At 55.4% G+C, this 18,007-nt stretch carries 19 protein-coding genes and 2 tRNA genes; 12 read left to right on the top strand and 9 right to left on the bottom strand.

Annotated elements, in window-relative coordinates; all coding sequences use genetic code 11:
* The first annotated feature begins 15 nt into the window (after positions 1-15).
* The gene (rutG, locus tag AC6I8C_RS06560; RefSeq protein ID WP_013357372.1) at positions 16-1,341 is read left to right on the top strand and encodes a pyrimidine utilization transport protein G; all 1,326 of its coding nucleotides are present in this window, start codon (positions 16-18) and stop codon (positions 1,339-1,341) included.
* Here the strand turns inward: rutG and AC6I8C_RS06555 are convergent, their stop codons facing one another.
* Together AC6I8C_RS06555 and AC6I8C_RS06550 are read right to left on the bottom strand one after the other, a co-directional pair.
* Positions 1,342-2,256, bottom strand: coding sequence for a DMT family transporter (locus AC6I8C_RS06555; protein WP_497821944.1), 915 nt, complete (start codon positions 2,254-2,256; stop codon positions 1,342-1,344).
* 96 nt (positions 2,257-2,352) lie between these two features.
* Positions 2,353-2,526 carry a con-10 family general stress protein gene (locus AC6I8C_RS06550; protein WP_013357370.1) on the bottom strand — a complete coding sequence of 58 codons (174 nt, stop codon included), beginning with the start codon at positions 2,524-2,526 and terminating at the stop codon, positions 2,353-2,355.
* Positions 2,527-2,827: 301 nt separating this feature from the next.
* On the opposite strand from AC6I8C_RS06550, the gene wrbA reads away from it, so the two are divergent.
* Genes wrbA through AC6I8C_RS06535 form a run of 3 tightly spaced genes read left to right on the top strand, consistent with a single transcriptional unit; the run spans position 2,828 to position 5,104 of the window.
* A complete protein-coding gene (gene wrbA / locus AC6I8C_RS06545) occupies positions 2,828-3,427 on the top strand; it encodes an NAD(P)H:quinone oxidoreductase (protein ID WP_497821943.1) in 600 nt (199 codons plus the stop codon).
* Positions 3,428-3,447: 20 nt separating this feature from the next.
* Positions 3,448-3,678, top strand: coding sequence for a YccJ family protein (locus AC6I8C_RS06540; protein ID WP_003850006.1), 231 nt, complete (start codon positions 3,448-3,450; stop codon positions 3,676-3,678).
* 52 nt (positions 3,679-3,730) lie between these two features.
* Positions 3,731-5,104, top strand: coding sequence for an NAD-dependent succinate-semialdehyde dehydrogenase (locus AC6I8C_RS06535; protein ID WP_497821942.1), 1,374 nt, complete (start codon positions 3,731-3,733; stop codon positions 5,102-5,104).
* Between the two features lie 65 nt (positions 5,105-5,169).
* Here AC6I8C_RS06535 and agp read toward each other — a convergent pair whose 3' ends face one another.
* From agp to AC6I8C_RS06520, 3 genes are all read right to left on the bottom strand, one after another.
* Positions 5,170-6,867 carry a bifunctional glucose-1-phosphatase/inositol phosphatase gene (agp, locus tag AC6I8C_RS06530; protein ID WP_497821941.1) on the bottom strand — a complete coding sequence of 566 codons (1,698 nt, stop codon included), beginning with the start codon at positions 6,865-6,867 and terminating at the stop codon, positions 5,170-5,172.
* A gap of 271 nt (positions 6,868-7,138) precedes the next feature.
* Positions 7,139-7,226: transfer RNA gene (locus AC6I8C_RS06525), tRNA-Ser, on the bottom strand.
* 67 nt (positions 7,227-7,293) lie between these two features.
* Positions 7,294-7,381, bottom strand: a tRNA-Ser gene (locus tag AC6I8C_RS06520).
* A 235-nt stretch (positions 7,382-7,616) separates the two neighbouring features.
* Here AC6I8C_RS06520 and yccA point away from each other — a divergent pair.
* Both yccA and tusE read left to right on the top strand, forming a co-directional pair.
* Positions 7,617-8,270: an FtsH protease modulator YccA gene (gene yccA / locus AC6I8C_RS06515; RefSeq protein WP_003850014.1), complete on the top strand. Its 654-nt coding sequence runs from the start codon at positions 7,617-7,619 to the stop codon at positions 8,268-8,270.
* 105 nt (positions 8,271-8,375) lie between these two features.
* Positions 8,376-8,702, top strand: a complete 327-nt coding sequence (gene tusE / locus AC6I8C_RS06510) for a sulfurtransferase TusE (protein ID WP_033732189.1) — start codon at positions 8,376-8,378, stop codon at positions 8,700-8,702.
* On the opposite strand, the gene yccX is transcribed toward tusE, so the two are convergent.
* On the bottom strand, positions 8,703-8,981 hold the full coding sequence (gene yccX, locus AC6I8C_RS06505) for an acylphosphatase (protein WP_497821940.1): 279 nt from the start codon (positions 8,979-8,981) through the stop codon (positions 8,703-8,705).
* An 85-nt stretch (positions 8,982-9,066) separates the two neighbouring features.
* Between yccX and rlmI the strand changes: the two genes are divergently transcribed.
* Together rlmI and hspQ are read left to right on the top strand one after the other, a co-directional pair.
* Positions 9,067-10,257, top strand: a complete 1,191-nt coding sequence (gene rlmI, locus AC6I8C_RS06500; protein ID WP_266307146.1) for a 23S rRNA (cytosine(1962)-C(5))-methyltransferase RlmI — start codon at positions 9,067-9,069, stop codon at positions 10,255-10,257.
* Between the two features lie 58 nt (positions 10,258-10,315).
* Entirely contained in the window at positions 10,316-10,633 is a 318-nt protein-coding gene (gene hspQ / locus AC6I8C_RS06495) for a heat shock protein HspQ (protein WP_013357363.1), read from the top strand.
* Between the two features lie 34 nt (positions 10,634-10,667).
* Here hspQ and AC6I8C_RS06490 read toward each other — a convergent pair whose 3' ends face one another.
* Positions 10,668-11,081 (bottom strand): CoA-binding protein, encoded by a 414-nt coding sequence (locus tag AC6I8C_RS06490; protein ID WP_033732185.1) that lies wholly within the window; start codon positions 11,079-11,081, stop codon positions 10,668-10,670.
* A 176-nt stretch (positions 11,082-11,257) separates the two neighbouring features.
* Between AC6I8C_RS06490 and AC6I8C_RS06485 the strand changes: the two genes are divergently transcribed.
* Positions 11,258-11,899 carry a YccT family protein gene (locus AC6I8C_RS06485; RefSeq protein ID WP_033782547.1) on the top strand — a complete coding sequence of 214 codons (642 nt, stop codon included), beginning with the start codon at positions 11,258-11,260 and terminating at the stop codon, positions 11,897-11,899.
* Between the two features lie 69 nt (positions 11,900-11,968).
* Positions 11,969-12,427: a methylglyoxal synthase gene (mgsA, locus tag AC6I8C_RS06480; protein WP_033732183.1), complete on the top strand. Its 459-nt coding sequence runs from the start codon at positions 11,969-11,971 to the stop codon at positions 12,425-12,427.
* A gap of 1 nt (position 12,428) precedes the next feature.
* Here mgsA and helD read toward each other — a convergent pair whose 3' ends face one another.
* Entirely contained in the window at positions 12,429-14,483 is a 2,055-nt protein-coding gene (helD, locus tag AC6I8C_RS06475) for a DNA helicase IV (protein WP_497821939.1), read from the bottom strand.
* Between the two features lie 123 nt (positions 14,484-14,606).
* On the opposite strand from helD, the gene AC6I8C_RS06470 reads away from it, so the two are divergent.
* Positions 14,607-15,047 (top strand): YccF domain-containing protein, encoded by a 441-nt coding sequence (locus AC6I8C_RS06470; protein WP_013357358.1) that lies wholly within the window; start codon positions 14,607-14,609, stop codon positions 15,045-15,047.
* Positions 15,031-17,190, top strand: coding sequence for a YccS family putative transporter (yccS, locus tag AC6I8C_RS06465; RefSeq protein ID WP_497821938.1), 2,160 nt, complete (start codon positions 15,031-15,033; stop codon positions 17,188-17,190). Before AC6I8C_RS06470 ends, yccS begins: the two co-directional genes overlap by 17 nt.
* On the opposite strand, the gene AC6I8C_RS06460 is transcribed toward yccS, so the two are convergent.
* Positions 17,187-17,816 (bottom strand): TfoX/Sxy family DNA transformation protein, encoded by a 630-nt coding sequence (locus AC6I8C_RS06460; RefSeq protein ID WP_497821937.1) that lies wholly within the window; start codon positions 17,814-17,816, stop codon positions 17,187-17,189. The two genes, yccS and AC6I8C_RS06460, sit on opposite strands and share 4 nt — an antisense overlap.
* Between the last annotated feature and the right edge of the window lie 191 nt (positions 17,817-18,007).

The following is an 18,007-nucleotide window of genomic DNA, read 5'->3' as shown; positions in this document are numbered from 1 at the left end:
GCTCTGGAGTAGACGATGGCACGATCCTGGTTTCCGCAATGGCAAAAGAAGTCGGCACTGACAGAAAACGGTATTATCGCCCCGGATGAGACACTGCCGCTGGGGCAGACACTGGTGCTGGGACTGCAGCATGCGGTGGCGATGTTTGGCGCAACGGTGCTGATGCCGCTGCTGATGGGGCTGGATCCCAATCTGGCGATTCTGGTCTCGGGTATTGGCACCCTGCTGTTCTTCTTTATCACCGGTGGTCGCGTGCCCAGCTATCTCGGGTCGAGCGCCGCCTTTGTTGGCGTCGTGATTGCGGTGACCGGCTTCAGTGGTCAGGGACTGAATCCCAACCTCAGCGTGGCGCTGGGCGGCGTGATCGCCTGCGGCCTGCTCTACACGCTGATTGGGCTGGTGGTCATGAAGTCAGGCACGCGCTGGATTGAAAATCTGATGCCGCCGGTAGTAACCGGCGCGGTGGTGATGGCGATCGGGCTGAATCTGGCACCGATTGCGGTTCATAGCGTCTCCGCCTCTTCATTTGACAGCTGGGTCGCGGTGATGACCGTGCTCTGTATCGGTCTGGTTGCCGTGTTTACCCGCGGGATGGTACAGCGCCTGCTGATTCTGGTCGGCCTGATTCTGGCCTGGGCGATCTATGCGCTGCTGACCAATGTTCTGGGACTGGGCAAGCCGGTCGATTTTACCCTGCTGTCACAGGCAGCCTGGTTTGGCCTGCCGCACACCACTGCACCGACCTTTGATCTGCAGGCGATGGTACTGATCGCCCCAGTGGCGATCATTCTGGTGGCGGAAAATCTGGGACATCTGAAAGCCGTGGCGGGCATGACCGGCCGTAACCTGGATCCTTACATGGGACGTGCCTTTGTGGGCGATGGACTGGCCACGATGCTTTCCGGCTCGATGGGCGGCAGTGGCGTAACCACCTATGCCGAGAATATTGGGGTGATGGCCGTGACTAAGGTCTACTCCACGCTGGCGTTTGTCGCTGCAGCCATCATCGCCATCCTCGCCGGTTTCTCACCGAAGTTTGGTGCGCTGATCCACACCATTCCGGCCCCGGTGATTGGCGGCGCATCCATTGTGGTGTTCGGGCTGATTGCGGTGGCGGGCGCACGCATCTGGGTGCAGAACCATGTCGATTTAGGTCAGAACAGTAATCTGATTATGGTCGCCACCACTTTGGTGCTCGGCGCAGGGGATTTCGCGCTGAAGATCGGCTCTTTCACGCTGGGCGGGATCGGTACTGCCACCTTTGGCGCGATTATCCTCAATGCCATTCTGCGCCGTCGCAGCGCGCAGCAGGACAAACCGCTGGCGCGACAGCAGGGTTAATTACTCCAGCGGTGTAGCAGCAGGCTGCACCGCTTTTTTCCGTTTCAGCCGCAGCTCACTCACGATCACCCCACAGACGATCAGCGCCCCACCCAGCAACGCCAGCCCCGGCAGCCGCTCACCGGCAATACGCCCCACCACGCCCGCCCAGACTGGTTCCCCGGCATAAATCACTGTGGCGCGGGTTGGCGAAACGCTGCGTTGCGCCCAGTTCATGGTGACCTGAATCAGTGCGCTGGCCGCGCCCAGCCCCAGCGCGCTGAGCAGCAGCGGCGTTGAGATTACAGGCACCGTTTCCCCATTGGGGATCATCAGCACAAAGGCACACAGCGACGCCACCGCCAGCTGGATTAGCGTCACGCGGCGTACATCAACCTGACCGGCATAGCGGCTGATTAAGATGATCTCGGCGGCAATCGCCAGGGTGCTGAGCAGCGTCGCTATTTCACCCGCATTCAGGCTGATACGGCCATCCTGCGGCCCGGCCACCAGCAACAAGCCGGTAAACGCCAGCACAATCCCCAGCCACGACATCAATCCCGGCGGACGGCGTAAAAACAGCCACTGCAGCAGCGGCACCACCGGAACATAAAGCGCAGTAAGAAACGCAGACTGGCTGCTGGAGATCGTCTGCATGCCCCAGGTCTGAAGACCATAACCTCCGGCAATCGACAGGCCGATCAGCGTGCCCGCTTTTACTTCCAGCCAGGTCATACCGGCCAGATAACGGCGAAAAAAGAGCGCCAGCAGCAGCGCGGCGGTGGCGAAACGGAGGCCGACAAAGAAGAACGGGCCGGAATGCTGCATCGCACGATGCACCACCAGGAAGGTGCCGCCCCAGATCATGGTGATAAAAAGTAATACCAGCTCCTGCCGCGTCAGGCGCAGGGTTAAACCGCGGGGTGTGTCCGACATAATTCACCTGATGATGTGTCCGGACGATATTGTGGGGAGAGCGAGGGGGAAAAGCAACGACGTTAACCGCCGGCCTTAACCGGCGGCAGAGTGGGATTATGCGTCCGCTTTTTTAGGACTGCTGCGCCCGCCCTTCTCACCGGCGCGCGCGGCGCGCTGCGGATCGTTTTTGAAATTACCGCCGCTGTTTTTTCCCCCTTTACGTCCCGCTTCTGCGGCACGTTCACGGTTCTCAGCAAAATTTCCTGAACCTCCACGATGTGTTGTCATGATTTGCTCCTGTCGCGTAGTGCGATAAATAAGAATGAAATAGCAGAGAGCTGACGGCCTAAAGCCAGAATTCAACTCATGCTTAAATAATAGCCAGATTCTTCTTTTACTCGCCCGACAGTCACATTTAGCAACAGAGTAATCACCAGCAATTTGATTAAACAACGAACATTCTTCCGACTTACAACCGATTAGCTGCGGATTTATTGCCCGACTCGTTCGTCTTCGTTTCCGTATCGCCTGCGTAAAACGAAAGCTCTTCTATACTTTTTCTGGACGTCAAAACCACCTGGAGAGATTTATGGCCAAGATTCTGGTGCTTTATTACTCGATGTACGGACATATTGAAACGATGGCGAACGCGGTTGCAGAAGGCGCTCGTCGGGTTCCCGGCGCGAAAGTGGATATCCTGCGGGTACCAGAAACGATGGAGGCCGATCGCTTTGCACAGGTGGGCGGCAAAACCAATCAGCAGGCAGCAGAAGCGACGCCTGAGATACTGCCGCAGTATGACGCGATTATCGTCGGCACCCCGACCCGCTTTGGCAACATGTCCGGACAGATGCGGACGTTCTGGGACCGCACCGGCGGTCTCTGGGCGTCAGGCGCGCTGTTTGGCAAGGTTGCCAGCGTCTTTACCTCAACCGGCACCGGCGGCGGTCAGGAACAGACCATTACCTCGGTCTGGACCACACTGGCGCATCACGGCATGGTCATTGTGCCTATCGGCTACGGCACCAAAGAGCTGTTCGATATTTCTCAGGTTCGCGGTGGCACGCCTTATGGTGCGACCACGCTGGCGGGCGGCGATGGTTCGCGTCAGCCGACAGAAGCGGAACTGAATATTGCCCGTTTCCAGGGTGAACATGTTGCCGGACTGACAGTGAAACTGCAGGACTGATTTAAACAAAGGAGAAAAGTATGTCTACTGAACAATCGAAAGCACACCACGTTGGCGAATGGGCCAGTCTGCGTCATACCTCCCCTGAAATTGCCGAGGCCATTTTCGAAGTGGCGAATTACGATGAGAGACTGGCAGAAGAGATCTGGCGTCAGCAAGGCAGCGATGACGTGCTGATTCGTGCCTTTGAAAAAACCGATAAAGATCTCCTGACCTGGGATGACAAGCCCGTAGAACGTAAGAACGTCTGATTCAGGGGCGGGACCTTCCCGCCCTCATTTTTAGCTCACCAAGGAGTACGCTATGTCTTCCTATCAAAGCATTAATCCCGCCAATAACCAGTTGCTGAAAAGCTGGCCGTCGCATGATGAGGCCGCTGTCAGCCATGCCCTGGACGTCGCCGATCGCCTGTTTCATTCATCATGGAGCAAGGGTGAGATCCAGCCACGTCTGCAGGTACTGAAAAAACTGGCTGACCTGATTGATAGCCGCGCGGAAGAACTGGCCACCATCGCCAGTAAAGAGATGGGGAAACTGATTAGTCAGAGCCGTGGCGAAGTGAAAATCTGTTCACAGATTGCCCGCTACTACGCAGAGAATGCAGAACGTATTCTTCAGCCGCAGTCCTATCCCAGCGAGCTGGGCGAAGCCTGGGTTGAGTATCACCCGATTGGCGTATTAGTCGCCGTCGAGCCGTGGAACTTCCCTTACTATCAGCTGATGCGCGTACTGGCCCCTAACCTGGCGCTGGGTAACCCGGTGCTGGCGAAACATGCCAATATCGTGCCGCACTGTGCCGATGTCTTTGAAAAGCTGGTGCGTGAAGCGGGTGCGCCTGAAGGAGCATGGACTAACCTGTTCATCTCAACCGATCAGGTCGCCGATCTGATTGCTGACGACCGGGTTCAGGGTGTTGCTCTGACTGGTTCCGAGCGCGCAGGCAGCGCCGTGGCTGAGCAGGCCGGTAAGCATCTGAAGAAATCGACGCTGGAACTGGGCGGCAATGACGTGTTTGTGGTGCTGGACGATGCCGATCTTGACGAAGCCGTCCGACAGGGCGTGCAGGCGCGTCTCAGCAACTGCGGCCAGGTCTGTACCGCCGCAAAACGTTTTATTCTGCATGAGAAGATTGCCGATCGCTTTATCAGCCAGTTCAGCGCCGCGCTGAGTTCCGCCACGCTGGGCGATCCGCTCGATGAGAAAACCACGCTTGGCCCGCTCTCTTCCGCTGACGCGCGCGACCGTCTGGTGAAACAGGTAGATGAAGCGGTGGCTAATGGCGCAAAACTGGTGACAGGCGGTAAAGCCGTTGAAGGTGAAGGTTGCTTCTATCAGCCCACCATTCTGACCGGCATTACCCCGGATAATCCTGCCTATTATCAGGAGTTCTTCGGCCCGGTGGCGCAGGTTTATGTTGTGGGTGACGATCAGGCGGCTGTGGCGCTGGCGAATGACTCACACTATGGTCTGGGTGGCTCGGTCTGGACTCGCGACATTGCACGCGGTCGGAAACTGGCTTCCGCCATTGAAACCGGCATGGTGTTTATCAACTCCCAGAGCGATACCTCTGCTGAGCTGCCGTTTGGTGGTGTGAAACGTTCAGGCTATGGTCGTGAGCTTTCTGATCTGGGTATTAAAGAGTTTGCTAACCAGAAACTGGTGGTCGTGGCGGGTTAATCGTCCTGCAGCCATAAAAAAACCCCGTCGCGACGGGGTTTTTTATTATCGGCCGGAAAGCGCAATTACTGTGCGGCCGCTGACGTTGAATTGTCATTGTGCGCCGTTGCAGGCGCGTTCGCGGCGTCAGCTTTGTCAGTCGTGACTTTATTGTCACTGGCTGATTCTGCTGCATTGTCGGCTTTCGCTTTCTCAGCGGCGGCTTTTTCTTCTGCTGCTGCTTTGTCAGCTTTTGCCTTTTCAGCCGCGGCTTTCTCAGCTGCAGCCTTATCCGCTTTTGCTTTTTCTGCAGCAGCTTTATCGGCTGCGGCTTTTTCCGCTTTCGCTTTTTCAGCTGCGGCTTTGTCCGCCTCTGACTTCTCAGCGGCAGCTTTATCTGCGTCAGATTTCTCTTTGGCTGCGGTCGCTTTGTCCGCTTCAGCTTTATCGGCTGCAGCATCCTGCGTCGCGGCGGCTTTCGCACTGTCATCGTCAGCCTGAGCTGCCGGTTGCGGTGCCGCAGCAGGCTGCATCGGTGTACCCTGCAGCGCAGCATTCAGCACCTGAGAGAACTGATCCCAGCTGCAATAGCCATTCGCATCGGCCTCACAACCCGCCAGCTGCAACGTCACGCGCTTCGGTGGATTCTTCAGACTCAGTACATCCGCATTGCGCAGCTGATCGGCGGTCTGATAGACATACTCCACCTTGAGCAGGTCTTTATCGTTTTTCGCATCATGCCAGCGTTCGAAAACAACCTGACCGCCAATTGGCGTTTTTTCATAGGTGTCAGGCAGCTCATAAGGCTTGACCTGCAGCGCGCTCAGCAGTGAAGCGATGTTCGAGTCATGGCCGACCATCAGCGTGATTTTCGGCGCGTTGGCTTTGTCCTGATCCACTAACTGACTGCGGATGTAATCCACCAGCGGTGCTGCCACTTCACGGGAAACGTCCGGGCTGGTAAACAGCGCGTCCTGATAACCATTTTTAATCGCTGACAGCTCTTTCCACTGTTCAGGCGTTTTGATCTGGCCCCAGGCAACCTGCTCCAGCGGGAAACCTTCGTAATATTGCAGCGTAAAGGCATCCATCAGCGAATTACCCACTTTCAGCGGGCCACTGACCGTTGGCTCTTTACCGTTTTCAGCGCTGAAGGTGTTCTGACCACTGCTGAGGTCGCACTGCTTTTTATTGTTACAGGCAGGCGACGCTTTGTAGTCGACAATCTTTTCCAGACGCTGGAAGGCGGGCTTCAGTGACAGTTTCTCATTGGCGGCGGCCATGGCGGCCAGCGCTTTTTTATTGAAGGCTTCACTGTCATCGGTGATGACCGGATTGAATACGGGATCCATGGTGCCCATTTCATCCTGATGCGTGACGGCAACGTCACAGCCAGGGAAGGCACCATTGACGAAGAACTGCGCGGTAGCGACAGTGCGCTGCAGGCTGTTCGCGTAAACAAAGACATTATTGCTGTCAGGGCAGCTGCCGTTCTTCACCAGGCCCTGCTGTGCCAGCCACTGACGGGTATAGTTACCCATGTAGACTTCCAGCACGCCACCTTTGGTGGTCAGCTGTCCGCCGGGAACATCCCACTGCGGCCAGCTCTTTTTGGTCGACTGCTCCAGCACGCTGCCATTATCGGCCAGCGGCGCACGCAGATTGTGACGGCTTAACATCAGCACCTGTTGCAGCTGCATATTGCCATCAGCAGCAAATGCTACCGTTCCGACCGGCAATGCAGCGAGCACTGACAATGCGCAAAGACTCAGTTTCTTGATCATTGTGCCTATTCCATTCATTCAGTAAAGAAACACTCTGGCTATCAACCGATTAGCTCGCCTCAGAGCGATGTATTTAACAGTGTAACTCAGCTCGCCTCAGAAAAGCGCCAGATGTTTGCAAAAACAGTGAGTGGACTATAGCAGAGATGCATCGGGCAGATGAATGCGCACCCGCGCGTCATCGGAAGAAGCGTGCTTTTTTCGGACTGGAGGAAAAAACCGGAATGGCAGAAACGAAACAGGCCAGCACTATGTGCTGGCCTGTAAAATATGGCGGAGGAGGAGAGATTCGAACTCTCGGATGGTTTCCCATCGGCGGTTTTCAAGACCGCTGCCTTAAGCCGCTCGGCCACCCCTCCGTTTTGAAACGGTACTGCGTCGGTAAACTTACTGATTTTACCGCTTTATTGCCTGTGGCAGATAAAGTGGCGGAGGAGGAGAGATTCGAACTCTCGGATGGTTTCCCATCGGCGGTTTTCAAGACCGCTGCCTTAAGCCGCTCGGCCACCCCTCCGCAATGACGCGCACTATAAACATCCCGTTTAGCGATGTAAAGCGTCTATCTGTCTATTCGCCTGAAAAACAGCCAGATTGTGATTTTTCGCTGTGAAAATCGCCACTCTGCTCAAACAATTAGCAGAATAGCGCGTAAAGAAGGGTAAAACGCCTTTTCCCTCTTTAATGGCCTGCGTATTCTCGGCACATATTTAGTGTTCTGTTGATTAGTGTTCTGCTTAAAGGAGCGCAACATGGAAAGAATTGTCACCTCATCGCAGTCCTCACTGCTGTCAACGCATAGAGTTCTGCGTAATACCTATTTTCTGCTGGGACTGACCCTGGCCTTTTCCGCGGTGACGGCGACAGCCAGCACCCTGCTGGCGCTGCCTGCGCCGGGTCTGATCCTGATGCTGGTCGGCTTTTATGGCTTAATGTTTTTAACCTACCGTCTGGCGAACAGCCCGATGGGTATTCTGGCCGCGTTTGCGTTTACCGGCTTCCTGGGATATTGCCTGGGTCCTATCCTGAGTTCATTCCTGACCGCAGGCATGGGCGACGTGATAGCGCTGGCACTGGGCGGTACGGCGCTGGTGTTCTTCTGCTGTTCTGCCTACGTGCTGACGACCCGTCGTGATATGTCCTTCCTGGGCGGCATGATGATGGCTGGCTTTGTGGTGCTGCTGGTGGCGGTGGTCGCGAATATCTTCCTGCAGCTGCCTGCGCTGCATCTGGCTATCAGCGCCCTGTTCATTCTGTTCTCTGCCGGTGCCATTTTGTGGGAAACCAGCAACATCATTCATGGTGGCGAAACCAACTACATTCGGGCGACGGTCAGCCTCTATGTTTCGCTCTATAACATCTTCGTCAGTCTGCTGAGCCTGCTGGGTTTTGCCCGCAGCAACTAACCGGCAGTGACAGTCAGCCTGTGAAACCCCGCTTCGGCGGGGTTTTTGCTTTTACTGTCCGCCAGGTTTGCTAAACTGCGCCGTCATTTATAGAGAGGACGTCACGTGAATTTTAACGGTAACGAAATCGCCGTCGATGCCGAAGGCTATCTGAAGAGTATCGACGACTGGAGTGAGGCGCTGGCGGCGCACATCGCGGAACAGGAAGGGCTTACCATGACTGAAGCACACTGGGAAGTGGTCCATTTCGTACGCGCCTTTTATCTGGAATTTAACACCTCACCTGCCGTACGGATGCTGGTAAAGGCAATGGCGCAGAAGTATGGGGAAGAGAAAGGCAACAGCCGCTACCTGTTTCGCCTCTTCCCGGAAGGACCCGCTAAACAGGCGACGAAAATCGCCGGCCTGCCTAAACCGGCGAAATGCCTGTAACTAACCGGTTTTAAAATCGCGGGGCGGTTCTGCGGGCTGGTGTGGCTCCACCAGCACCTTATCCACGCGCGCACTGCGGGGTCCGCCCGCTTTAAGCCAGGCAATCAGCGCTTCAACCTGCTCAGCCTCGCCCCAGGCCAGCACCTCAACGCTGCCGTCATCCAGATTTCGCGCGTAGCCCAGTACGCCCAGGGTTCTGGCTTCGACCTGCGTACTGTAACGAAACCCGACGCCCTGGACGCGGCCATGAACCCATGCTTTAAAACAGGCTGCTGACATTACTCTCTCCTGCTGCTGTTCGTTGCAATTTCCCGTTATCCACCGGACAATGGCGCCTCATTTTTTCAGGTAAGCATAGCAAACTATGACAGTCAGATTGATTCTCGCAAAGGGACGTGAAAAGTCCCTGCTTCGTCGCCATCCATGGGTCTTTTCAGGTGCCGTTGCACGTCTGGAAGGTAAAGCGCAACTGGGTGAAACCATCGACGTGTGCGACAGCAACGGTAAATGGCTGGCGCGTGCCGCTTATTCACCCGAGTCGCAGATTCGCGCCCGCGTCTGGAGCTGGCAGGCCGATGAATCCATCGATATCGCCTTCTTTGTGCGCCGTTTTGAACAGGCGCAGCAGTGGCGCAAATGGCTGGCGGCCCGCGATGGTCTGGATAGCTATCGCCTGATCGCCGGTGAATCAGATGGTTTACCGGGCGTCACCATCGATCGCTTTGGCAACTTTTTAGTGCTTCAGCTGCTCTCAGCAGGCGCGGAATATCAGCGCGCGGCGATCATCACTGCCCTGCAACAGTGCTTCCCTGACTGTGCCATCTATGACCGGTCTGACGTCGCTGTGCGTAAGAAAGAGGGGCTGGAGCTGACGCAGGGCACCGTCACCGGTGAACTGCCCCCACCGCTGCTGCCGATTACTGAGCATGGCATGAAGCTGCTGGTTGATATTCAGGGCGGCCACAAAACCGGCTATTACCTCGATCAGCGTGACAGCCGTCTTGCCACACGTCGTTACGCGCAGGATGCCCGCGTACTTAACTGCTTCTCTTATACAGGCGGTTTCGCGGTTTCTGCACTGATGGGCGGATGTAGAGAAGTGATCAGCGTGGATACCTCACAGGAAGCGCTGGACGTTGCCCGTCAGAACGTGGAACTGAATGAGCTGGATCTCTCACGTGCCCGCTTTGAGCGTGATGATGTTTTCAAACTGCTGCGCCGTTATCGTGACAGCGGTGAGAAATTTGATCTGATCATCATGGATCCGCCAAAGTTTGTCGAAAACAAAAGCCAGTTAATGGGTGCCTGCCGCGGCTATAAAGACATTAACATGCTCGCTATTCAGCTACTGAACCCGGGCGGCGTGCTCCTGACGTTCTCCTGTTCCGGTCTGATGGCGACCGATCTGTTCCAGAAGATCATCGCCGATGCGGCGCTGGATGCGGGCCGCGAAGTGCAGTTTATTGAGCAGTTCCGGCAGGCAGCGGATCATCCGGTCATCGCCAGCTATCCGGAAGGTCTCTATCTGAAAGGTTTCGCCTGCCGCGTGATGTGACTTGAAAAATCAGCTCCTGCCCCCATATTGGAAAGAGAGCTTTTTTTCGGAGGTCACTATGATTGCCAGTAAATTTGGTATTGGTCAGCAGGTTCGTCATCGTTTGTCCGGCGTTCTGGGCGTTATTGTGGATGTCGATCCTGAATACTCGTTAGATGAGCCTAAAATTGAAGAGGTTGGCGCGGAAGAGAAGATGCGCACCGCGCCCTGGTATCATGTGGTGATGGAAGATGAGGAAGGCGATCAGGTTCATACCTATGTTGCCGAAATTCAGCTTTCTGGTGAAACCAGCATTGAGCATCCTGAGCAGCCATCAATGGATGAGCTGGCGGCGTCAGTACGTCAGCAATTACAGGCACCTCATCTGCGGCATTAATCTGTGGCGGCACGCTCTGCCGCCACGCAAATTTTTAACGCGTTATCCCCAGACGTGGAATCTCAATCTTCGGGCAGCGATCCATAATCACCGTCATGCCTGCATCCTGTGCCAGTACCGCCGCCTGCTCATTAATCACACCCAGCTGCAGCCACAATGTTTTTGCCCCTGCGGCAATGGCTTCCTGCGCCACGCCCCAAGCGGCTTCTGAATTGCGAAAGACATCTACCATATCAATCTCGCCCGGTACTTCCGCCAGGCTGGCGTAAGCCTGCTGCCCCAGCAGGGTTTGGCCGGCCAGTTTCGGGCTGACCGGGATCACCTCATAGCCCTGATCGAGCAGATATTTCATCACACCATAACTGGGACGGTCGGGACGATCGCTTGCCCCCACTAAGGCGATACGTTGGGTACGCGTCAGCACATCGCGAATTGTCTGGTCGTTCATCTTTATCTCCTTTCAGGTCAGTGTTGAGTGTAGTTTGGCGCATGCTTCAATAGTTAAGTCCCTGACGAAATTAATTGAACCCGCGCACGAATAAATATGTTTAAATGTAAATTAACTGCCATAATGTAAGAATTTGCTACACGTCATCCTTTGCGTCACCACTTACCGGAGTTGAAATGAAGCTGTCGCTGGCCGTAACGGGGTTACTTACACTCCTTGTTTCGGCGTCCTGTTCTGCCATCACATTAAAGCTCGATCCCCAAATCGATCTGCTGGTGCTGGATGGTCGAAAAATTTCAGGCTCGCTCCTCAAAGGAGCAGACAGCTTAGAGCTGGATCGCGGTCAGCATCAGTTTCTGTTTCGGGTAGAGCAGCAACGCAAAGGGCAGAAAGAGAGTGTGATCGCTTATCAGTCTGCGCCGATGATCGTCACCTTTACTGCCGTGGCCAAAACCATCACCATCCGGTTGCCTGCGCTGGAGACAAAACGTGAGCGTTATCATTTTGACCGCAGTCTGAATTTTCAGCTGGTGGATGAGAAAGGCAATGAGATCACCAGCGTGCGTGACCACCTGCCGGCCACCGCGACAGCGGATATGGAAAAAGCGATGCTGAATTACAATCGCACCCATCAGATTGCCTCTGTACCCCGGTTTGCAAATTCCGCTTCTGCTACGCCCTCTTCTTCCCGCCTCACCGCCGATCTGGACTGGACAACCCAGGCCGAACTGCCTTCGCTGCATCGCTGGTTTCACCGCTTCGATGAAGCTACGCGTCAGCAATTTCTGACACTGGTCAAAATGCTGCGTACGAGTTGATAGCATTAAAGGGCCAGAGGTAAACTCGTGCTTTCTCTTCTTGCGCATGAGCCTTATCAGGACGCTTTTATGGAACAGACTTTTCGTACCCTTGGCACCACAAAACATATTGCGCTGGTCGCCCATGACCACTGCAAAACTGCCCTGCTTGAATGGGTCAAACAAAACCAGCCCGCACTTGAACCACACATCCTCTATGCGACCGGCACCACCGGAAATCTGATTAATCGTCATACCGGTCTGAATGTGACAGCCATGCTGAGCGGCCCGATGGGTGGCGATCAGCAGGTCGGCGCGCTGATCTCGGAAGGAAAAATTGATGCGCTGATTTTTTTCTGGGATCCGCTCAACGCCGTGCCGCACGATCCGGATGTGAAAGCACTGCTTCGTCTGGCGACCGTCTGGAATATCCCGGTCGCCACGAACCGCTCCACAGCGGATTTTATTATTCAGTCACCACTATTTGCGCAAAACGTGGAGATTATGATCCCCGACTATCAGCGCTATCTGGCCGATCGTCTGAAATAACTCAGGCTTTACGCAGTACGGGTACGCCCAGTTCGCGGAAGTGATCGACAAACGGTGACGGCGCGGCCTTATCAAACATCAGAAAGACCTGCTGACGCGCGCGCGTCAGCGCCACATAGGCCAGACGGCGCTCTTCCGCATCCGGAAACGCTTCGGGCTGCGGTAACAGGCCCTGTTCGATAATCGACTCGCGTACTTCCGCCGGGAAGCCCTCTTTGCCCTGCTGCAATCCCAGCAGAATAACGTAATCCGCCTGCTGACCTTTGCTGGCATGGATTGTCATAAATTCCAGATTAAGTTTCGGCCAGCGGGTTCTGGCTTTATCGAGCAGTTCCGGTCGCAGATAGTGATAGCGCGCCAGTAGCAGAATGCGCTCTTCGGGCTTCGCATAACCGCTGAGTTTGTTCAGCAGGGCTTCCAGCTGATCCTCCGCCAGCAGCGAAATCGACTTTTTATTGCCTTTGGTGACGCTGTTGAGCGGTTTTGCCAGCTGCTGCGGGTTCTGCTGGATAAACCGGTTAGCAATGTCACCAATGCGGTCGTTAAAGCGATAGGTGGTGTCAAGCACGCACCGATCGCCCTCACCAAAATAGTGATGAAATGCGGTGGTCAGGGTCATCTCTGCACCGCTGAAGCGGTAGATAGCCTGCCAGTCATCGCCAACCGCAAACAGCGCAGTGCGCTTATTTTGCTTGCGCAGTGCGCTGAGCAATGCGGCACGCTGAGGCGAGATATCCTGGAATTCATCCACCAGAATGTGTTTCCACGGACTGATAAAACGTCCTTTTTCCAGAATCGCAATGGCCTGGTGAATCAGTCCCGAAAAATCGACCGCGCCCTCCTCTTTCAGCGCGCTTTTCCACGCTTTCAGCAGGGGTGCCATCAGTTTGATGCGTTTACTGAAGTGATCCCGAATCTCTTCCGGCACATCCGCGATCATGGCCGCCTGTGCGCCGCCATGCATGCGCATCAGACCAAGCCAGCGCTCCAGTCGGGACGCCAGCCGGTTTGCCAGCCTCTCGTCCTCCCAGAATGGCCCTTCCGATACCTCCCACTCCAGTTCGTCACGGAGCCACTGACGCCAGCCGTTTGCCATCGCCTTTTTCTCATGGCACTGCTGCCGCCACTCCCTGAGTAGCAGCGTACGACGCGCATCCGCATCGCTCTCGAGCTTACTGATAACCGGCTGCTTATTGCTGCCTTCACGAATAATATGCAGAGCCAGAGAATGGAAAGTCCGTGCCTGGATGTCACCCGCAGAGAGCCGGGACTGAATACGTGCATTCATCTCTTCAGCCGCCTGGCGGCCAAACGCCAGCAACAGAATTTGATCGGCGCTGGCCAGTCTGCGCTCCATTAACCAGCCTGCACGGGCCACCAGCACAGAGGTTTTACCGCTGCCCGCACCGGCCAGCACCAGCAGAGAATCCTCACCGTTGACCACCGCCTCACACTGCGAATGATTGAGTGGTGTGCTCTCGACGCTGGCGAAGAACGACTGATAGCGGGTCAGCATGGCGGCAGTCCAGTCGCGGTTTCGCTGCCGCAATGCCGACTCACCCTGATCCAGCCAGCGCTGGCAAAATGCCAGATTATCGCGGCAGTCAGGAAAATCGTTTAAGCGGGTGAGCGGCATCGGTAACGCGTCGAACTGTTTGAGAATCTTTGTCTTCAGCGCATGCAGCTCATGACGATTCAGCCAGCGATCCTGCGCGCTAAACGTCTCGATTTCGTCGCGCAGTGACTGGAGTACCTCTCGGCACACCGCACTCATCTCCAGACTCCAGTTCTGCCAGGCCTGCAGCAGATAGTGGTGAAAGCGCTGCGTCTCCTGCCATTCCGTTCCGTGCAGCCGGACCACTTTTTCATCGACCAGCAAAAATTCCAGCTCGCCCCATACCAGCCCGCGCTTGCAGGCAATATCCAGTAACTGGTTAAAGGGGATCAGATACTCATGCTTATCGCCACTGACTTCGACACCCGCTGTAAGCAGACGAACACGGTTATAAGGATGCTGGGCAAGCCGTTTGCCCATTGAGGTTGCTTTCAGTTCCACGCCGACACCAACGTCAGATAACAGGATTAGGGGGAGTTTACCTGTCAGACCCTTGGCGCTCCAGCCTTAAAACAGGCTAAACTTGGCGTCACATCTTGCGGAATGCAAAAGGAAAAGAAGATCATGCGCACCGTTTTAAATATTCTTAATTTTGTCCTGGGCGGCTTTTTCACCACCCTGAGCTGGCTATTTGCCACCTTAATCAGCATCGTGCTGGTTTTTACCCTGCCGCTGACCCGCTCCTGCTGGGAAATTACCAAACTTTCACTGCTGCCATTTGGCAACGAGGCGGTACATGTTGATGTGCTGCGCCCTGAAAGTAAGAGCCACATTATGAATACCGGCGGGACCTTCCTGAATATCTTCTGGCTGATTTTCTTCGGCTGGTGGCTCTGCCTTTCGCATATCTCCGTCGGGATTGTGCAGTGCATCAGTATCATCGGTATTCCGGTGGGGATTGCGAACTTTAAGATCGCCGCCATCGCGCTCTGGCCGGTTGGACGCCGGGTGGTGTCAGTGGAAGAGGCGCGTGCTGCGCGCGAAGCCAATGCCCGTCGCTATTAATACGATGTCAGATGCCGTGCCAGGCTGGCGGAAATATCTGTTTAACAGTACCTGGCGCTATCTGCTGCGGATCCTGTTTGCGCTGAGTGGCTGCGCTGCCATTCCCTGGTGGCTGCATCAGATTGAGTGGACGATCCCCCTGACGCTGGGGGTAGTCGCGGCTGCGCTGGCCGATCTTGATGATCGCCTGGCCGGTCGTCTGAAGAATCTGCTGATTACCCTGCTCTGCTTCTGCTTCGCCTCGGTTTCCGTAGAGCTGCTGTTTCCCTGGCCGTTCGCTTTTATTGTCGGGCTGGCGATTTCGACCTGGGGCTTTATTCTGCTGGGTGCCCTGGGGCAGCGCTACGCCACTATCGCTTTTGGTGCGCTGCTGATTGCGGTCTATACCATGCTCGGCATCGGGCTGTTCAGCCAGTGGTACATGCAGCCGATGCTGCTGCTGGTCGGTGCGCTGTGGTACAACCTGCTGACCCTGCTGGGTCATCTGATGTTCCCGGTCCGGCCGGTCCAGGAACAGCTGGCGGGAAGCTTTTCACAACTGGCGCGCTACCTTGATGCCAAGGCGAATCTGTTCGATCCCGATGCGGGCGAGCAGGATGATGCGGCTTTTATCGATGCAGCGATGGTGAACAGCCAGTTAGTGGCGCAGCTCAATCTGACCAAAACCACGCTGCAGAGCCGTCTGCGCGGCGATCGCGGATCGCGCGGCACCCGTCGCAGTCTGCACTACTATTTTGTAGCGCAGGATATCCATGAACGCGCCAGCTCTTCTCATCTGCAATATCACCTGCTGCGCGGCGACTGGCGCTATAACGAAATTCTGTTTCGCTTTCAGCGCCTGCTGAATATGCAGGCACAGGCCTGTCGCCAGCTGGCTCATTGCATCCTGATGCGTGAAAGATGGGTACATGACAGCCGCTTTGAGCGCGCGTTTGAACGTTTGCAGAAAGCGATTGAACGGCTTGAACAGCATGAGCCTGAGGCCCCGCATACCCGCGCGCTGTTCTGGCTGTTGCGTAACCTGCGCGCCATTGATGCACAGCTTGCTTCCATTGAATCAGAGCAGACGCTGGCCGGGGAAGATCCACAACACAGTGACAATTTGTTGTCGCGCGAAGGGTTAAGTGGCTGGAGTGATATCCGGCTGCGCTTCAGCCGTCATCTCTCTCCCGCGTCGGCGCTGTTCCGGCATGCGGTTCGCATGTCAGTGGTGCTATGTATTGGATACGGCTTCATTCAGATAACCGGACTCGAGCGGGGATACTGGATTTTGCTGACCAGCCTGTTTGTCTGCCAGCCCAACTATAACGCAACGCAGCGACGTCTTGCCTTGCGCATCGGCGGAACGCTGGCGGGGATTGCGATTGGTTTACCCGTTTTATGGCTGGTACCCTCCATTGAAGGGCAGTTAATCCTGATTGTGATTACCGGCGTGCTGTTCTTCGCTTTCAGGCAGGTGCAGTATGCGCAGGCTACGCTGTTTATCACTCTGCTGGTGCTGCTTTGCTTTAACCTGTTGGGTGAAGGGTTTGAAGTCGCCTTGCCCCGTGTCGTGGATACCCTACTCGGTTGTGGTCTGGCCTGGCTGGCTGTCGCCTTTATCTGGCCTGACTGGCGCTTTCGTCAACTGCCAGCGGTGGCAGAGCGAACCCTGAAGGCGAACTGTCGCTATCTGGATGCGATCATGGAGCAATATCACCAGGGTAAAGATAACCGGCTTGCCTATCGTATCGCCCGCCGTGATGCGCATAATGCGGATGCTGAGCTCGCCTCTGTCGTCTCAAACATGAGCAGTGAAAGTCGCACCAGCCAGAAGCTGCGTGAGTCAGCTTTTCAGTTGCTCTGCTCCAATCACTCATTTCTGAGCTACATTTCCGCGCTGGGCGCTCACCGCGATAAAATTACTGCGCCGGACCTGCTCACCTTACTGGATGATACGGTTTGCTATGTCGAAGATGTGCTCCAGACGGACGTGGTGAGCGATGAACATGTTGAAGCGATGCGCCAGCAACTGGCTCAGCGAATCAGCCAGCTGGCTGCAGATGCAGATACGCGTGCGCCGCTGGTGCTCCAGCAACTCGGTCTGCTGGTGGCATTAATGCCCGATGTGGCTCGCCTGCGCCGCACGCTTATTACTGACTAGCTGTCACTGCTTCTGAGGTCCGGGTTTGATAAAAGCGTGCGCTGGAACCATGCATTCAGCTCCGCCCGGGTTGCCTGCGGCAGCGCAGCCGCATGGTGGCCCATAATAGCCCCCTGCAGCGCCAGTAATGTCTGAAACCCCACATGCTGGTTGATCGCTTTTAGCTTCAGCCAGCACTGTTTGGCTCCTATCTGATAGAGATGATTGACGCTCATTACGCCCGCCTCAAAAAGCATCATCTCCATGCGTACGCTGAGATTAGGCAAATCTTTTAGCCGCGGAGAGGCTTGCCTGTCCTGCAACTCCAGCTGCGCCGTCTCTAAAGAGGCAGCAGAGAGAGCCAGCAGATGATCAGAATCGCGCCATAATGCCTCATCAACCCGAAAGTAATTGAGGCTCACCAGTTTTCCCCGTTTGCGAAAAATTAAGGGTTGCAGCGGGCGATCGGTAATGTATTCGCGCAGCGGTTCACTGGCCCGCAGATAGAGTTCGTCTTTATTAATTAAGGCAAAAACCACGCTTTCGACAGCCAGCGCATACCCCCCAAACTGGGTGCGGGACTCTATGGGTCCCAATGGGGCCAGGCGCGCTCTGGAGCGCTCTACGACCGGATTCACCTTTTTCATTGCACCACCTCCATGTCAGAAATATTTCTTAAATTGCCTTGGGTATCAGGCAATTAGAAGATAGAAAAAAGTGTCAGCCGGTTCAATGAATAAATAACGCTTCAACTAATCTTGTCGCGTTTTTGCGAGGCGTTTTCAGAAATTTGGGTTGATCTTTATCCAGGATGACAGTACTGTATATTCATACAGTC

Source organism: Pantoea sp. X-Soil-YNGN-844, from assembly GCF_059730595.1.
Note: the sequence above shows the minus strand (reverse complement) of the source record. Positions and strands in the feature narration are given on the sequence as shown.